The organism is Sulfitobacter sp. G5_S2_6_S6, assembly GCF_054968505.1.
In genome coordinates this window covers 91,975-107,029 of record NZ_JBQKUI010000004.1, presented here as the reverse complement: position 1 = coordinate 107,029, position 15,055 = coordinate 91,975, and the positions used below count along the sequence as shown (strand labels likewise).

Sequence of the window (15,055 nt, the reverse complement as noted above, 5' to 3'; positions counted from 1 at the left end):
CGGACCCCTTCTAGACTAGAGCGCGTTCGGCGGGGACTCTCCACGGAAGAACGCGTCAAGATTATCCAGTGCCTTGAACCCCATCGCATCGCGGGTCTGCACCGTGGCGCTGCCCACATGGGGCATCATCATCACGTTGTCATAGGACGCGAAGGCCGGATTGCCCCCCGGTTCGGTGACAAAGCAATCCAGCCCCGCCGCCCCGATATGCCCCGCATCCAGAGCGTCGACCAAAGCGGCCTCGTCGATCAGATTGCCGCGGGCCGTGTTGACCAGAACCGTCCCTTTGGGCAGCTGCGCCAAACGGTCGGCGTTCATGAGCCCGACCGTCTCGGGCGTTGCGGGGCAATGGAGCGACAGGAAGTCGGACACCGCCAGCAGGCTTTCCAGCGTCTCGTGATAGATCGCGCCCGCTTCATCCTCGGGCGACAGACGGCTGCGGTTGTGATAGTGGATCTCCATGTCAAAGCCGCGCGCCTTGCGGGCAAAGGCACGGCCCACACCGCCCATCCCTACGATCCCCAGCCGCGCACCGGTCAGCTGTTTGCCCACCAGAAAGGCCGGCGACCAGAAATCCCATGTGCCGGACCGCACAGTCCGATCCCCCGCGACCGCATTGCGCGCAGCCCCCAGCATCAGCATCATCGCCAGCTCTGCCGTGGCATCCGACAGCACATCGGGCGTATTGGTCACGACGATCCCATTGTCGCGCAGCGCGCCCAGATCGCAATGGTCCACCCCGACCGAATGGTTCGCGACGATTTTCAGCCGCGGGTCGAGCTGCGCCACGACATCTGCGCTGAAATGTTCGGAGTGGCACGGGATGATCCCGTCGACGGATGCGCTCATCCTGATGATATCCTCGGCGCTGCCGGGGGTGTCGGCGGCATCCCAGATCACCTCGTAGTCGCGGCGGGCGCGTTCCAGCGTGGCATTCGACAGGGTGCGGGTGATCCAGATCACGGGCTTGGACATCGGCTAGTCTTTCTTGTTGCGACTGGAGGTGAACAGATCAAAGGCGATGAACGCCAGCGTGATCGCCACGATGATCACCAGATCGGGGCTGGGCACCTTGACGGCCAGGATCAGAAGAAAGGCGGTGATGGTCGCAAAGGCCACAAGTGCGAGAAGTCGGTTCATATCAGATATCCTTTATGCAGAGGCACCGGCGGCCCAGTCGGTCAGCCATTGTGCCGTGCGCAGCAACCGCGCGTCATTGTGGCGTGCGCCGACCAGCTGGACGCCCATGGGCAGCCCTTCGGTCGAGGTGAAAAGCGGCAGGTTGATGCAGGGTGTGCCGCAGAAGGTCCACAGCCCGTTGAACACCGGATCGCCCGTGGTTTCCAACCCTTTGGGGGCCGGACCGGGGGCCGAGGGGCACAGGATCACATCGCAGCGGGTGAACATCTCGTCCAGCGCGGCGTTCAGCACCTTGGGCATGTCGCGGGCCGACAGGTAATCGCGGGCAGGCACGGCGTTGCCTTGCTCTATCGCATCGCGGGTGATCGGCCCCAGCGTGTCCGCGCCCCGGTGCCAATAGGGGTAGTAGTGATAGGACATCTCGGCCAGATTGATCAGCTTGCGCTGGTCTGCTGCCGCGTCGAACACCGCGGGCAACGGAAGCTCGAACGCCTGATCGCCAAGCGCGTCCAGAAGCTCGGCAAAGGCGTCATGCAGTTGCGGCTCCGCATCCTCCCATCCCGGCGGGCGGATGAAGCCGAACACGGGCGGCAGCGGCGGGGCCGAGGTCGCCGCCGCATGTAAGGCGGGCGCGGCGCAAAGCGTGGTCGCGCTGTCTTCGTCATCCTGCCCGAAAAGCACCTCGGCCAGCAGTGCTGCCCCTGCGGGGTCGCTGGCAAAGACCCCGATCGTATCAAGCGAGGGCGATTGCGTCAGCACCCCCCGCCGCGGAATCGCGCCGAAGGTGGGTTTATATCCGGTCACCCCGCAGAAGGACGCCGGGCGGATCACCGAACCGCCGGTCTGGGTGCCGATGGCAAGCGGGACCATTCCGTCCGCCACCGCCGCGGCAGAGCCTTGCGACGATCCGCCGGGCGTATGCGCCAGATTATGCGGGTTCGCGGTCTTGCCGGGCTGCATGAAGGCAAGCTCGGTCGTGACCGTCTTACCCATCAGGATCGCCCCTTCCTTGCGCAGCCTCTCTACCACAAAGGCGTCGCGCAGGGGCACGCGCCCCGCATCCTGCGCGCAGCCGTTTTCCGTGGGAATGCGTTGGGTGTCGATCACGTCCTTCAGCGCGACCGGCAACCCGTGGAGCCGGCCCAAGGGACGCCCTGCCCGGCGATGCGCATCCAGCGTGCGGGCCTGTGCGCGCGCGAATTCGGGATCGAACCACGCCCATGCACCGACCTGCGGCTCGCGCGCCTCGATCCGTTTGATATAGCTGTCGACCAGCGCCAGCGCATCCAGCGCGCCGGACGCCAGCCTGTCGCGCAGCAGCGTCACGCTGGGGGTGCCGTCCACCCCGTGACCTGTCATCCGATTACCGTCCATAAAACAGATCCGGCAAATAGAAGACGATCTGCGGGAAGACATACATCAGCACCATCGACAGGATCACGCAGAAGAGGAACGGCATGACCCCCTTGAATATCTGCGTCAGCAGGAGCGACGGCGGCGCGATGCCCTTGAGGTAATAGGCCGACATCGCCATCGGCGGGGTCAAGAAACTGGTCTGCAGGTTCAGCGCCACAAGGATACCGAAGAACAGCGGATCAATCTCGAAGACCGCGAGCAGCGGCAGGAAGATCGGCACGAAGATGATGATGATCTCGGACCATTCCAGCGGCCAGCCCAGCAGGAAGATGATCAGCTGCGCCATGATCAGGAACTGGATCGGCGACAGGTTCATGGATTGCACGAACTCCGAGATCACATGCTCCCCCCCGAGATAGGAGAACACGGCAGAGAAGGTGTAGGAGCCGACGAACAGCCAGCAGACCATCGCCGTGGTGCGCACGGTGAGATAGACGCTTTCACGCAAACGCTGCCATGTCATCGCGCGGTAGATAAAGGCAAGGAAGATACCGCCCAATGCACCGATAGATGCCGCCTCTGTCGGGGTGGCGAGACCGAAAAGGATCGACCCGAGCACCGCAAAGATCAGGAAAGCCAGTGGCACGAAAGAGGTGATGATCATCATCACCAGCTTGCCCATCGGCATATCCGGCACCTCATCCGCCGTAGGCTTTGGCGCCGACGATGGCTGCAGCAAAGACCGCCCGATGATATAGACCAGATACAGCCCCACCAGCGTCAGCCCCGGCAGCAGTGCCGCCGCATAAAGGCGCACGATCGACACATTGGTCGCCGCCGCATAGACGATCAGCATGATCGACGGCGGGATCAGGATGCCCAGGGTGCCGCCCGCACAGATAATGCCCGCCGCAAAGGACGGGTCATAGCGCGCTTTCAGCATCGCCGGCAGCGCCAGCAGGCCCATCAAGGTCACAACCGCGCCCACGATCCCTGTCGCCGTGGCAAACAGCGCGCAGGTGATCAGCGCCGCCACCCCCATCGATCCGGGGACATTCTTTGACGCGATGTTCAGCGTGGTGAACAAACGGTCAACGATGTTGGAGCGTTCGACGATATAGCCCATGAACAGGAACAAGGGCACAGCCGTCAGCACCTCGTTCGACATCACGGTAAAGGTCTGGTTCACGAAGAGGTCAAATATTCGGTTGTTATAGAACCCCTCTATCCAACTTGACCATTGTTCCCATTGTCCGGCGGTTTCATCCAGCCGGTCAAAACCGCGCCACATGCGGCGCGCATCGAAATAGGCGTAGTAGCCAAAGCCGATGCCCATGGCCATCAGGGTAAAGGCGATCGGGAAGCCCAGAAAAACAAAGATGATGAACAGCCCAAGCATCATCAGGGCGATTTGCGGATCGGTCATGTGATATGGTCTTTCTCGGCCATGTTGGCCTTCTGGATCAAAAGATCTTCGGTCTCGAAAACGTCTTCGTCCGCTTCAAGCCAGTAATTGTCCCGGATCGCGATAATGCAGCGGCATACCTGCGCGATCCCCTGGATAAACAGCAATATGCCCGCCGCCACGATCACCGCTTTGAACTGGTAGATCGGCACACCCGCGGGACTGTTGACGGAGACCTCTCCGTATTGCCAGGACCGCGCGGCGTATTTCCAGCCGGAGAGGATCAGGGCCAGCACACCGGGGAAAAAGAAGACGATATACAGCACGATATCGATCTTGCCCTGGGTCTTGGGTTGCAGCAGCCGGTACAGGAAATCGCCCCGCACGTGCCCGCCACGCGACAGCGTATAGGCCCCGCCCATCATGAACAGCGTGCCGTACATGATAAAGGAAACGTCCAGCGCCCAGGCCGTCGGGCTATTAAGCACATAGCGTACGAAAACCTCGTAGCCCGTGCCGATGGACATCAACAGGATAAGCCACGCGAATGACTTGCCAAACCATGCCGACAGGCTGTCGGCGAACCGTATAAATGAAATCATGATGTCCCCATGCCTCGTCTGAAACCCCGGCACACAAAGGTGCCGGGGTTCTGTACTTTACCTTTCAGCGGGATCAGAGCTTGATCTTGCCAGGGAAGTAATGCTCGTAGGCCAGACCGTAGTCGGGCGAGTTCATCAGCTCGTAATACGACACACGGCTGACCCACTCGCGCTGGCTGTCGAGGGTCTTTTTCATGAACGGATCGGCTTCCAGCTCGGGGATCAGTTCGTCCCATGCCTTCAGCTGTGCGTCCAAAATCTCTTTCGAGGTGCGGCGCACGGTAACCCCTGCTTCATCCTGCAAGAACTGAAGATCCGCAGAATAGCGGTTCATCGCCTTGGCTGTGTTCGCGGTAGAGGCCGCTTCGACAGCATATTTCAGGATCGCCTGCAGGTCCGGGTCCAGATCCTCAAGGAAGGTCCGCGAGAACAGAAACTCGAAGCTTTCCGACGCCTGGTGATAGGACGACAGATAGTAGTTCTTTGCCACGTCCTGCGCGCCAAAGTCCTTGTCCGACGAGGGGTTGTTGAACTCGAAAGCGTCGATCACGCCACGCTCCATCGCAGGCACGATTTCGCCGCCCGGCAGCTGAGCGACGGACATGCCGAGTTTGGCCATCAGATCGGCCGCCAGACCCACGGTACGATATTTGAACCCTTGCAGATCCTCGACCGAATTTACCTCTTCCTTGAACCAGCCAAAGGGCTGCGCAAACATCGGGAAACCCATGTAGCCAACCACGTCGAGGCCCATGATGTCCTGTGTCAGCTCGTTATACAGCTCTTGGCCGCCGCCTTCGTAGAACCACGACAGCATGGTCGTTGCGGAGCCGCCGAAAACCGGACCTGTGCCGAACAGCGACGCGGCCTTGTTCTTGCCGTACCAATAGACAGGCACCGAATGCGCAGCATCGATCAAGCCGTCATTCACAGCGTCCAGCACTTGGAACGCCGCAACAACCGCGCCCGCAGGCAGCACATCGACCTTGACGCGCCCGCCCGACATTTCTTCGACGCGGGTGGCATAGTCGCGTGCGAAGTCCTGCCAGATGTTGGCATCATTCCATGACGTTTGCATTTTGATAACCAATGGCGCTTGCGCCAGAACCGCCGGAGCCGCCAGCATGCTGCCAGCCGCAGCCCCGCCAGCGACCGCCGATTTGGTCAAAAACGAACGTCGATTAATAGCATTATTAGTCTTCATTTTGTTCTCCTCCCAGAGCGACTGCGCGGCCCTTTTTCAAGTTCCCTACCGGCAATCGTGTCCCGACCTTACTGCCTTGACTGATTTAATCAAGAATTCTGATCATTGCTCTCCGCATGGCTTGCCTTTAGGGAAATAGTTACGTTATAACATAACGGATCACTTCTCTACCGATCCTGAATGGAGCCCATGATGACCCGCATCCACACCGCATTTCTTTCCGCTCTGGCCGCGACCTCTCTTGCCGCCACAGCCCTGCCCGCCCTTGCGGATCACGCCAAAGACAAAGCGCATGACCACGAAGCCCATGATCACGACCATGATCACAGCCACGACCATGATCACAAGCACGACCACGGCGACGACGACATCTACAAAGGCTACTTCGACGATGCGCAGATCAAACCGCGCCCGCTGGCCGATTGGGAGGGCGACTGGCAGTCCGTCTACCCGCTGTTGCAAAGCGGTGATCTGGACGCGGTGATGGCGCATAAGGCGGCCAAGGGTGACAAAACCGCCGAGGAATACAAAGCCTATTACGCCACCGGCTATGCCACCGATGTCGACCGGATCGTATTCTCGGGCGATACCGCAACCTTCTACACGGGCGAGACATCGGTGCAGGGGCGGTATGAAAGCGACGGCTTCGAGGTGTTGACCTATGAAAAGGGCAATCGCGGTGTGCGCTATATCTTTGAAAAGATCAGCGGCGACGCCGAGGCCCCGATGTTCTTCCAGTTCAGCGACCACAAGATCGCGCCCGCCAAGGCAGATCACTATCACCTATATTGGGGGGATGATCGCGCGGCCCTGCTGAAGGAAGTCACCAACTGGCCGACATATTACCCCGCGGCCCTCAGCCCCGCTGACATCTCTGCCGAGATGCAGGCGCACTGACATCCTGCGCCGCTGCCTGCCTTGACGGTGGCGGCGCACCCCTTGCTTCCAGCGACAAAAGTACCATGACGAAAACCACCCTTCGCCAGCCCAACTGCCGCAGCAGCCTTGCCGCACGCCGTCGCACACAAGACCCGATGGCCGCCTATGACCGCTTGCCGCCGGAACTGCGCGGCTGGCTGGCCCAAGCGGCATTGCCTTGGTCCGCACGCTCTGCGCTGCGGGCGTGGCAGCGCGCCTTGCAGCGGTTCAGTGGCGATACGGATGCCGCAAAACAGCACCTATCGCGCTGTGAGCGCAACACGCTGACCCGCGACCGTCTGCATATGCCGGACGCCCCTGCCAAATGCGCAGGTGTTCGCCCCCTCTGATCCGCTGAACTGGCCTTTGGCCCGCGCCGCCCTACCTGAGCTGACAGAATGTTACGGGATGCCGCCGCTCGGTGGTGCCCTAGATCGACCCTTGATGTGATAGGAAAGCTATGTGCCGCGTTCTCGCCTATATCGGGCCCGAAATCCCGCTTGAAAGCCTGCTGATCAAGCCGGAAAACAGTCTGATCAACCAAAGCCTTGACCCCGAGCTGCACCCGAACCTGCAGCTCGCCGGTTGGGGCTTCGGATTATGGAGCGCGCATCTGCTGAAGCCCGAGGAACCGCTGCTGTATCACCGCCCCATGGCCGCGTTCCACGATGACAACGCCCCCGGCATCATCCCCAGCTTGCAGACCAGCACCATGCTCGCCCATGTCCGCGCTGCGGCCTATGATGCACGCAATGTGCTGGCGGACGAGAACTGCCACCCGTTCTCGTTCAAGGGCACCCCGTGGATCATCGCGCAGAACGGAGCCCTACCCCATTGGCGGCTGCTGCAGCGCGAATTGCTGCCCCTGTGCAAAGACGATTTCCTGCGGCAGATGAAAGGCACGACGGACACGGAATTCTTCTACGTGCTGCTGCTGTCCCTGCTGGAGGGCGATAGCGATGACGCCGTGCAGACGGCGTTCGAGAAGCTGCTTGATGCCGTATTGCAGGCGATGCGCAAACTGGATCTGGTCGCCCTGACCAAGTTGAAGATCGCGCTGGTATCCACCGACCAGATCATCGGCGTGAACTATGGGGCCGGCCACAAAGGCGAAACCGCGCCCGAAGGCGACTGGAAAGAGCTGCGCAAAGCCGGCCCCGACACCGATGACTACGCCCTGTCGATGCTGCTGGAACCGATGTACCTGTTGATGGGCAAGAATTTCGAGGACTACGCCGACAGCTACAAGGTCGATGCCAGCCCCGAGGGCGAAGCGACCTCGGCTATTTTCGCGTCGGAACCGCTGACCGAGGATGGGTCAGACTGGCTGCACATCCGCTTCGGAGAAATGGTGAGTCTGCGTCGCGACGGCGGCAAGATCAGCAAGACGATCACCAAGCTGGACGTATAGACTATGGCCGACCGCTACCCCGATTTCGCCACGCTCGCCGCGGCGCATGAGCAGGACCGGGACTACCGTATCACCGTGCAGGATCGTCTCACGCGCGTCGTGATCCTTGCGCCCCACGGGGGGACGATCGAACCGGAAACAGCAAGCATCGCACGGGCTGTCGCCGGGGATAATCTGTCGTTCTACTTGTTCGAGGCGCTGCGCGCCGGGGCGCATGGCGATTACCACATCACCTCGCATCGGTTTGATGAACCTCGGGCGCTGGCACTGGTGGCTGGGGCGGACACGTCGATTGCCACTCACGGGCGCAAGGATGATGGCTCCGACACGGTCTGGCTGGGCGGGCGTGACGAAACCCTGCGGGATGCTGTGGGCGACGCATTGCGCGCGGCGGGGTTCGGGGCCGCGCTAAATACGGCCCTGCCCGGCGTGCATCCCAGCAACATCTGCAACCGCACCCGCAGCGGCGCGGGCGTGCAGTTGGAGCTGCCCCGATCCCTGCGCCGCAACTTGGCAGAGGATGGCGCGATGATGGCGCGCTTTAGCACAGCGCTTCGGGCGGCAATTTCAGCGGCGGGCCTGGACGGCGACGGGGCTACCCGCCCAGCTTGATGCTTACCGGTCCGACCGACAGGGATTGCGGGGCCAGCGCATCGGCGTCTCGCAATCCCTTTATCAGCGCTATGGCAGAGGCCGAGGTGCCCGGCAGGAAGTGATTGCTGCCCGTGTCGGCGATGCCCGTCATATCCACCACGAAGACGCCAAGCCCTTCAAGCTGGTCCAGATCCTCTACCGATCCCAGACGCGCAGCCCCCCCTGACAAGCCCGACGACAGGCGCAGCAGCCGGTCGTTCTGCGCGATCGCCACGGTAAAGGGCTGCGGCAAATGGCCAAGCGCATGGGCCTGCGCGCGGAACAGGTCCATATCGATATCGGGCGAGATCAGCGTCGTCGCAGACAAACGATCCAGCAGGGCGCGGTCCCCGCTCAGCGCGATCTGGCGCAACGTCTCCATAATCAGCAGCCCGCCCATCGAATGCCCCACCAGCGACACGCGCAGCCCGTCCTCGCGCAGCAGGCGCCGCAGCAAAGTCGCCAGCGCATCGCGGGCGATCAGCACGCTGTCGCGGTCATAGGTATATTCGAAGGGGTTCGCCGCTGACGACCACGAAAAGTGGATCTGCGGCCCCTTGAGTTCATAGTCCCAGGCCACCTGCGCATGACGGTATGCGGCTTTGGCAAAGCCGTTGTTATAGCCATGCACAAAGACCACCGCCTCTTGCCCCGGTGTCGACGCGGCGCGGGCGGCAAAGACCAGCGCCTCCAGATCCGGCAAGGTCTCTGCCCCGGTGAGGGCGAAATGGCGTGCGGGGTCGGCCCGCGATCCGCGGCTGCGTTCGATCTGCCCGACCGCGTGGTTCGGCGGGATCGAGATGGCAAGCCGCGCGAAATCCAGCGTTTTCGCCCGCCCCGCCCCATAGGCGATCGGCGCGGGATCGGCGGTGCGTGTGGTCGCAACGAGCAGCTGTTGCACGCCCGCGCCCACATCCGCCCCGACACCTGCGCTGGCGTGGTCCGGATCAACGACAGAGAACCCGCCCTGCCCGCCGCATCCGGCGACGGCACCCGCACTGGCAAGGGCAATAAAATGGCGGCGGGTCGGTGTGCGCATCAGGGGGCCTTCCGGTCGTGTCGGGCGTATATACGCGCCGCCGCACCCTGCCCGTCAAGCCGGATGTCACGTCATGGCGGCTTTAGCCCCATGCGCTGACGGCAAGCAGGCTTGACAGCGACGGGCGCTTCTGGTCCGCCTGCGGCAGTTTTTGCAGGGCTCCGGACGGGGCATATTGGGCGGCAATCAACACAAAGGGCGCAGCATGGCGACACTCTTGATCCACACGGGCGGCACGATCGGCATGGCCCAGACCCCTGACGGTTTTGCCCCTCGTGACGGGGTGGTCGAAGATGCGGTCGCAGCGCTGGTGGCCAGCGGCAAGATCACCGGAGAGGTCGACGTGCTGCGCCTTGATCCGCTGATCGATTCCGCGCTCGCCACGGCGCAGGATTGGGCGCGCATCGCGCAGACCATCCATCAGCATCGGGGCCGCTTTGACGGCTTCGTCGTGACCCACGGGACGGATACGCTGGCCTATACCGCCGCCGCCCTGTGCCTTGCGCTGCCCGGTCTGGCGCAGCCTGTGATCGTGACCGGCGCGATGCGACCGCTGACTGTGGCTGACACGGACGGCACGGCCAATCTGATCGATGCGCTTGCCGCAGCGCGTACCGCATCGGCGGGGGTCTGGGTGCAATTCGGAGGCAAACGGCTGCATGGCGGGCGGGTGCGCAAAGCCCATTCGCAGGCGCTGGACGCCTTTACCGCCGTGCCAACCGACAGGGAACCGCGTGTCACCGCACCCGACCCGCAGCTCAGCCCCCTGCGCCCCCACGAGGTTGCCCTTCTGACCGTCACCCCCGGTTTCAGCGCCGCCCCGCTGGATCATGCGGCGATCACCTGCGACGGGATCGTTCTGCGCTGCTTTGGCGCGGGCACGGTTCCCGACAGCCCCGCCCTGCGAGCCGCCTTGCGCAAAGCGCAAGGCAAGGGCGTGCCTGTCGTGGCCGTCAGCCAATGCGCCGAGGGCGGCATGCAGATCGGCACCTATGCCGCGGGCAAGGCGCTGCGCGATAGCGGGGTGGTCGACGGCGGCCAGATGACAGCCGAGGCGGCCTTCGTCAAAATCCACCTCGCGCTAAGCTGCTTTGCGCAGTTTGACGCGCAACACGCCTATCTGGCTGCGGATCAATGCGGAGAAATGGCCGATTAACGCGCGAAGAGCCAACCCGCTAGAGTTGAATTGCGAAATAACCTGTATAAGGATCAACGCACTAGACGTCGCACCGGGGCTGCGTGCTTCGCGCTGCGTCATTCGGCTTTACGCTTTGGCCAAGAACACCGTAAAACGCGGCAAAACAAAGGGACATGTATATGGAATTTCTACAAACGCTCTTCGGCTGGATCGGAGACTTCACCTGGGGATGGTCGCTGATCCCGATCCTCGTCATTTTCGGTATCTTCATCACCATTGCGACCGGTTTTGTGCAGATCGAATACTTTGGCCGCATGTTCCGCGTGCTGTCGAACAAGAACAACGCGGATGATTCCAACCAGATTTCAGCGCGCGAAGCCTTGCTGGTGTCGGTCGGTGGACGTGTCGGCGGCGGCAACATCGCGGGCGTCGCGGTTGCGATCACCCTTGGCGGCCCGGGTGCGGTCTTCTGGATGTGGGCCATCGCGTTGGTCGGTATGGCCACCAGCCTTGTCGAATGTTCGCTGGCACAGCTGTTCAAGCGCAAAGTCGGAGAGCACAGCTACCGCGGCGGTCCGGCAGCGGCCATCATCCACGGGTTGGGCAAGGAATACCGCTGGCTGGCAGTGATCTATGCGATCTGCCTGATTGCGGCCTTCGGTCTGGGCTTCAACGCGTTCCAAGGCAACACGGTTGCAGGTTCGATGCAGGACAGCTTTGGCATTGACCGTCTGTGGACCGGGATCGCGCTGGCGGCCATCTCGGGCTTTATCATCTTTGGCGGCATCCACCGTATTGCCAAAGTGTCGGACGTTGTCGTGCCGATCATGGCCATCGGCTATCTGGCAATGGCGCTGATCGTGATCCTGCTCAACATCACCAGCCTGCCCGGCGTGATCTATGACATCGTGACCAATGCCTTCGGCCTACAAGAAGCCGTTGGTGGCGGTATGGGTGCTGCGGTTGCGCAGGGCCTGCGGCGCGGTCTGTTCTCGAACGAGGCGGGTCTGGGCTCTGCCCCGAACGTCGCGGCCACCGCCGAGGTACGTCACCCCATCAGCCAAGGCATCACGCAGTCGTTTTCGGTCTTTATCGACACGATCATCATCTGCTCGTGCACGGCTTTCGTGATCCTGCTGGGCGATGTCTATGTCCCCGGTGCCGAAGGCATCGACGGCGTGGCGCTGACACAGCAAAGCATGGTGTCGCATCTGGGCACATGGGTGCAGTATTTCCTGAGCGGCGCGATCCTGCTGTTCTCGTTCTCGTCGATCATCTACAACTACTATCTGGGTGAAAACGCGATGACGGTACTGACCAAGAGCCCCTTGGGCATTCTGGGTCTGCGGATCGCGATCATCGCGATTGTCTTCCTGGGTGCGACAGCACCGGCGGCGACTGCGGTGTTCTTCTTCTCGGATCCGATGATGGGTATTCTGGCGTTGGTCAACTTGCTGGCGATCATGATGCTCTTCCCCGTGGCCATGCGCCTGCTGCGCGACTTCCGTCGTCAGCTAAAGGCAGGCGTCGAACGCCCCGTGCTGAACCCGGACGATTATGCCGATCTGGATATCGACCGCGACGCATGGAAGCTCCCGGCAGAGTGATCCGGACGCATCCTACCTGAATTCGAGACGGGCCGTAGCATCTGCTGCGGCCCGTTTCTTTTGCCCCCCGACGCAGCGTTCTGAAACTCGGCAATGGTCAATACCGCCTGCGCTGTCCCATAGTCGGCGCAAAGACATGCAACCAATCGGGGAGGAACGGCACATGGCTGAATTCGATATCATCATCTACGGCGCGACAGGGTTTACGGGGCGGCTGGTCGCGGAATACATCCACGCGACCTATCCGGACCGTCCTTGGGCGATGGCAGGGCGCAGCGCGTCCAAGCTGGCGCAGGTGCGCGACGAGATGGGCCTGCCCGCCGATACCCCCCTGATCGAGGCCGATGCCTCTGACCCTGCCTCGCTTGACGCGATGGTCGCGCGGGCGCGGGTGATCATCACCACGGTCGGCCCCTATCTGCTGTATGGCGAGCCGCTGGTCGCGGCCTGTGTCAAGGCGGGCACCGATTACGTCGACCTTTCGGGCGAGCCGCCCTTCATGTGGGACATGATCGAAAAGTACAACGACGCCGCCAAGGCCAGCGGGGCCCGGATCGTACACTCCTGCGGCTTTGACAGCATCCCCTTCGATATGGGCGTCTATTTCCTGCAGCAAGAGGCACAAAAACGCTTTGGCGCGCCGCTGAAAGACGTCAAAGGACGCGTGCGCGGGATGAAGGGTACGTTCTCGGGCGGGACGGCGGCGTCGGGCAAAGAGACGATGAAGCTGGCCATGGGGGATCCCGATGTGATGAAGCGTCTGGTCTCGTCCTTCGCGCTGACACCGGGGTTTGAGGGGCCGACACAGCCTTACGGCAACAAGCCCTACGAAGACCCCGATTTCGGCATCTGGGTCGCCCCCTTCGTGATGGCGTCGATCAATACCAAGAACGTGCATCGTTCCAATATGCTGATGGGCCACCCCTACGGTACGGATTTCACCTATGAAGAGATGATGTTCACCGGCAAGGGCGAAAAAGGCGAGGCGATCGCCAAGAGCATCGCCAAATCCAACCCTATGGGCGACGATGATATCAAACCCGGCGAAGGCCCGTCGAAAGAAGAACGCGACAACGGCAGCTATGACCTGATGTTCACCGGCACCTCCGCTGACGGAGAGCGGCTGACCGTTGGCGTCAAGGGCGACCGCGATCCGGGCTATGGCTCCACCTCCAAAATGCTGACCGAAGCGGCGCTGTGTCTGATCGAGGAAGCCGCCGACACCCCCGGCGGCGTGCTGACGGCGGCCCCTGCCTTTGGTGGTGCGATCATTGACCGGCTCACAGCCAATGCGGGGCTGACGTTCGAGGTAGAGAGCTAAGCAAAACCCCCTCGCGATGACCGCTATTGCGAGGGGGGCACACGACCGCGCACGGGCCACAGCGGCTGACAGAAATCCCGCGATCCTGCCTCTTGCGCCTGTCCGAGGGATCGGCAACCCTACGCTGTGCGCCACCACTTCGGCGCGAACTCTGGGGAGGAGATCACCGATGAAAAAACTATTTACACTACTGGGCATCGCCCTGCTGGCCTTGCTTGCCTACCTCGCGTTCTGGCCCGTATCCGTCGCCCCCGTCGCGTGGGAGGCCCCGCCGGATCAGGGCTACACCGGTGATTTCGCGGCCAACGACCGTTTGACCGCATTGAAGATCGTCGAGCTTGAGGGCCGCAGCGGGCCGGAGGATGCCGATATAGGCCCGGACGGGCTGGTACATGTCGCCACCCACGATGGTGAAATCCTGCGGATCGAAGAGAACGGGGCCATCACCGTTTTTGCGCAGACCGAGGGCCGCCCCCTTGGGATCGAATTTGACGACAGCGGCACGCTTTACGTCGCCGACGCCTATCGTGGCCTGCTGTCGGTGGACCGCGGCGGCAAGGTGACCCTGCTGGCCGAGACGACCACGGACGGCAGCCCGATCCTTTACGCCGATGATGTGGATATCGCCGCCGATGGGAGCGTCTATTTCTCGGATGCCTCGACCCGCTTTGGTGCGCAGGATAACGGCGGCACGCTGGCGGCGTCGGTGTTGGATCTGGTGGAGCATTCGTCGAACGGCCGCATTCTGAAATACGACCCCGCATCCGGCGAAACGACTGTCTTTGCCGATGGTCTGAACTTTGCCAACGGGGTGGCGGTGGATGACGCGAACAGCGCGGTATTTGTGGTCGAAACCGGCAACTACCGCGTCTGGCGCTTCCCCATGGACGGCAGCGCAGGCACGGTGGTGCTAGAGAACCTGCCGGGGTTTCCAGACAATATCAACAACGCCCCCGATGGCACATTCTGGGTCGGTCTGGTCAGCCCGCGCAACCCCGTCATGGATCAACTGGCAAACAGCCCCTTCCTGCGCCGCGTGATCATGCGCCTGCCCGACGCGATGAAACCCGCGCCGCTGCGCTATGGCTTTGTCCTGCGAATGGATGCCTCGGGCAAGGTGCTGGAAACGCTTCAGGATCCGGCAGGTGACTATGCGTTGACCACGGGTGCCGTGACCCTGCCCGACGGGCGCATTGCCGTGACCTCGCTGACAGAGCCGCGTCTGGGGATGCTCGACGCCGCTCCGCGCTAAGACCTACTGACGCTGGCCCAAGGGGCGGG

At 62.2% G+C, this 15,055-nt stretch carries 15 protein-coding genes; 8 read left to right on the top strand and 7 right to left on the bottom strand.

Features of this window, described 5'->3' with window-relative positions:
• Positions 1-15: 15 nt before the first annotated feature.
• The 6 genes from ACTRWK_RS08830 to ACTRWK_RS08805 form a co-directional block, all read right to left on the bottom strand.
• Positions 16-975, bottom strand: a complete 960-nt coding sequence (locus ACTRWK_RS08830) for a 2-hydroxyacid dehydrogenase (RefSeq protein ID WP_462843885.1) — start codon at positions 973-975, stop codon at positions 16-18.
• Between the two features lie 3 nt (positions 976-978).
• Positions 979-1,140, bottom strand: a complete 162-nt coding sequence (locus tag ACTRWK_RS08825; RefSeq protein WP_184582721.1) for a hypothetical protein — start codon at positions 1,138-1,140, stop codon at positions 979-981.
• 12 nt (positions 1,141-1,152) lie between these two features.
• On the bottom strand, positions 1,153-2,499 hold the full coding sequence (locus ACTRWK_RS08820) for an amidase (RefSeq protein ID WP_462843914.1): 1,347 nt from the start codon (positions 2,497-2,499) through the stop codon (positions 1,153-1,155).
• A gap of 4 nt (positions 2,500-2,503) precedes the next feature.
• Complete coding sequence (locus ACTRWK_RS08815; protein WP_005852158.1) at positions 2,504-3,922, bottom strand: TRAP transporter large permease; 1,419 nt, start codon at positions 3,920-3,922, stop codon at positions 2,504-2,506.
• Positions 3,919-4,503, bottom strand: a complete 585-nt coding sequence (locus tag ACTRWK_RS08810) for a TRAP transporter small permease subunit (protein WP_005852157.1) — start codon at positions 4,501-4,503, stop codon at positions 3,919-3,921. Before ACTRWK_RS08810 ends, ACTRWK_RS08815 begins: the two co-directional genes overlap by 4 nt.
• Positions 4,504-4,576: 73 nt before the next feature.
• On the bottom strand, positions 4,577-5,707 hold the full coding sequence (locus ACTRWK_RS08805) for a TRAP transporter substrate-binding protein (protein ID WP_289081955.1): 1,131 nt from the start codon (positions 5,705-5,707) through the stop codon (positions 4,577-4,579).
• Positions 5,708-5,899: 192 nt separating this feature from the next.
• Between ACTRWK_RS08805 and ACTRWK_RS08800 the strand changes: the two genes are divergently transcribed.
• The 4 genes from ACTRWK_RS08800 to ACTRWK_RS08785 all read left to right on the top strand — a co-directional run bounded on the left by ACTRWK_RS08800 (position 5,900) and on the right by ACTRWK_RS08785 (position 8,648).
• The gene (locus ACTRWK_RS08800) at positions 5,900-6,604 is read left to right on the top strand and encodes a ZinT family metal-binding protein (RefSeq protein WP_289081956.1); all 705 of its coding nucleotides are present in this window, start codon (positions 5,900-5,902) and stop codon (positions 6,602-6,604) included.
• Positions 6,605-6,669: 65 nt separating this feature from the next.
• Positions 6,670-6,975, top strand: a complete 306-nt coding sequence (locus tag ACTRWK_RS08795; RefSeq protein ID WP_289081957.1) for a DUF6525 family protein — start codon at positions 6,670-6,672, stop codon at positions 6,973-6,975.
• A gap of 110 nt (positions 6,976-7,085) precedes the next feature.
• The gene (locus ACTRWK_RS08790; protein WP_289081958.1) at positions 7,086-8,036 is read left to right on the top strand and encodes a class II glutamine amidotransferase; all 951 of its coding nucleotides are present in this window, start codon (positions 7,086-7,088) and stop codon (positions 8,034-8,036) included.
• Between the two features lie 3 nt (positions 8,037-8,039).
• Positions 8,040-8,648, top strand: coding sequence for a poly-gamma-glutamate hydrolase family protein (locus ACTRWK_RS08785; RefSeq protein WP_289081959.1), 609 nt, complete (start codon positions 8,040-8,042; stop codon positions 8,646-8,648).
• On the opposite strand, the gene ACTRWK_RS08780 is transcribed toward ACTRWK_RS08785, so the two are convergent.
• Positions 8,632-9,708, bottom strand: a complete 1,077-nt coding sequence (locus tag ACTRWK_RS08780; protein ID WP_289081960.1) for an alpha/beta hydrolase — start codon at positions 9,706-9,708, stop codon at positions 8,632-8,634. The two genes, ACTRWK_RS08785 and ACTRWK_RS08780, sit on opposite strands and share 17 nt — an antisense overlap.
• Positions 9,709-9,913: 205 nt before the next feature.
• Between ACTRWK_RS08780 and ACTRWK_RS08775 the strand changes: the two genes are divergently transcribed.
• The 4 genes from ACTRWK_RS08775 to ACTRWK_RS08760 all read left to right on the top strand — a co-directional run bounded on the left by ACTRWK_RS08775 (position 9,914) and on the right by ACTRWK_RS08760 (position 15,026).
• Positions 9,914-10,864 (top strand): asparaginase, encoded by a 951-nt coding sequence (locus ACTRWK_RS08775; protein ID WP_289081961.1) that lies wholly within the window; start codon positions 9,914-9,916, stop codon positions 10,862-10,864.
• A 161-nt stretch (positions 10,865-11,025) separates the two neighbouring features.
• Positions 11,026-12,453 (top strand): alanine/glycine:cation symporter family protein, encoded by a 1,428-nt coding sequence (locus ACTRWK_RS08770; RefSeq protein ID WP_037943691.1) that lies wholly within the window; start codon positions 11,026-11,028, stop codon positions 12,451-12,453.
• Between the two features lie 163 nt (positions 12,454-12,616).
• On the top strand, positions 12,617-13,774 hold the full coding sequence (locus ACTRWK_RS08765; RefSeq protein WP_289081962.1) for a saccharopine dehydrogenase family protein: 1,158 nt from the start codon (positions 12,617-12,619) through the stop codon (positions 13,772-13,774).
• A gap of 169 nt (positions 13,775-13,943) precedes the next feature.
• Positions 13,944-15,026, top strand: coding sequence for an SMP-30/gluconolactonase/LRE family protein (locus ACTRWK_RS08760; protein WP_289081963.1), 1,083 nt, complete (start codon positions 13,944-13,946; stop codon positions 15,024-15,026).
• Positions 15,027-15,055: the final 29 nt, after the last annotated feature.

What these genes read in the sequence shown, in the direction of transcription:
- ACTRWK_RS08830 (WP_462843885.1), bottom strand. Translation starts at nt 975, where the DNA reads ATGTCCAAGCCCGTGATCTGGATCACCCGCACCCTGTCGAATGCCACG.
- ACTRWK_RS08825 (WP_184582721.1), bottom strand. Translation starts at nt 1,140, where the DNA reads ATGAACCGACTTCTCGCACTTGTGGCCTTTGCGACCATCACCGCCTTT.
- ACTRWK_RS08820 (WP_462843914.1), bottom strand. Translation starts at nt 2,499, where the DNA reads ATGACAGGTCACGGGGTGGACGGCACCCCCAGCGTGACGCTGCTGCGC.
- ACTRWK_RS08815 (WP_005852158.1), bottom strand. Translation starts at nt 3,922, where the DNA reads ATGACCGATCCGCAAATCGCCCTGATGATGCTTGGGCTGTTCATCATC.
- ACTRWK_RS08810 (WP_005852157.1), bottom strand. Translation starts at nt 4,503, where the DNA reads ATGATTTCATTTATACGGTTCGCCGACAGCCTGTCGGCATGGTTTGGC.
- ACTRWK_RS08805 (WP_289081955.1), bottom strand. Translation starts at nt 5,707, where the DNA reads ATGAAGACTAATAATGCTATTAATCGACGTTCGTTTTTGACCAAATCG.
- ACTRWK_RS08800 (WP_289081956.1), top strand. Translation starts at nt 5,900, where the DNA reads ATGACCCGCATCCACACCGCATTTCTTTCCGCTCTGGCCGCGACCTCT.
- ACTRWK_RS08795 (WP_289081957.1), top strand. Translation starts at nt 6,670, where the DNA reads ATGACGAAAACCACCCTTCGCCAGCCCAACTGCCGCAGCAGCCTTGCC.
- ACTRWK_RS08790 (WP_289081958.1), top strand. Translation starts at nt 7,086, where the DNA reads ATGTGCCGCGTTCTCGCCTATATCGGGCCCGAAATCCCGCTTGAAAGC.
- ACTRWK_RS08785 (WP_289081959.1), top strand. Translation starts at nt 8,040, where the DNA reads ATGGCCGACCGCTACCCCGATTTCGCCACGCTCGCCGCGGCGCATGAG.
- ACTRWK_RS08780 (WP_289081960.1), bottom strand. Translation starts at nt 9,708, where the DNA reads ATGCGCACACCGACCCGCCGCCATTTTATTGCCCTTGCCAGTGCGGGT.
- ACTRWK_RS08775 (WP_289081961.1), top strand. Translation starts at nt 9,914, where the DNA reads ATGGCGACACTCTTGATCCACACGGGCGGCACGATCGGCATGGCCCAG.
- ACTRWK_RS08770 (WP_037943691.1), top strand. Translation starts at nt 11,026, where the DNA reads ATGGAATTTCTACAAACGCTCTTCGGCTGGATCGGAGACTTCACCTGG.
- ACTRWK_RS08765 (WP_289081962.1), top strand. Translation starts at nt 12,617, where the DNA reads ATGGCTGAATTCGATATCATCATCTACGGCGCGACAGGGTTTACGGGG.
- ACTRWK_RS08760 (WP_289081963.1), top strand. Translation starts at nt 13,944, where the DNA reads ATGAAAAAACTATTTACACTACTGGGCATCGCCCTGCTGGCCTTGCTT.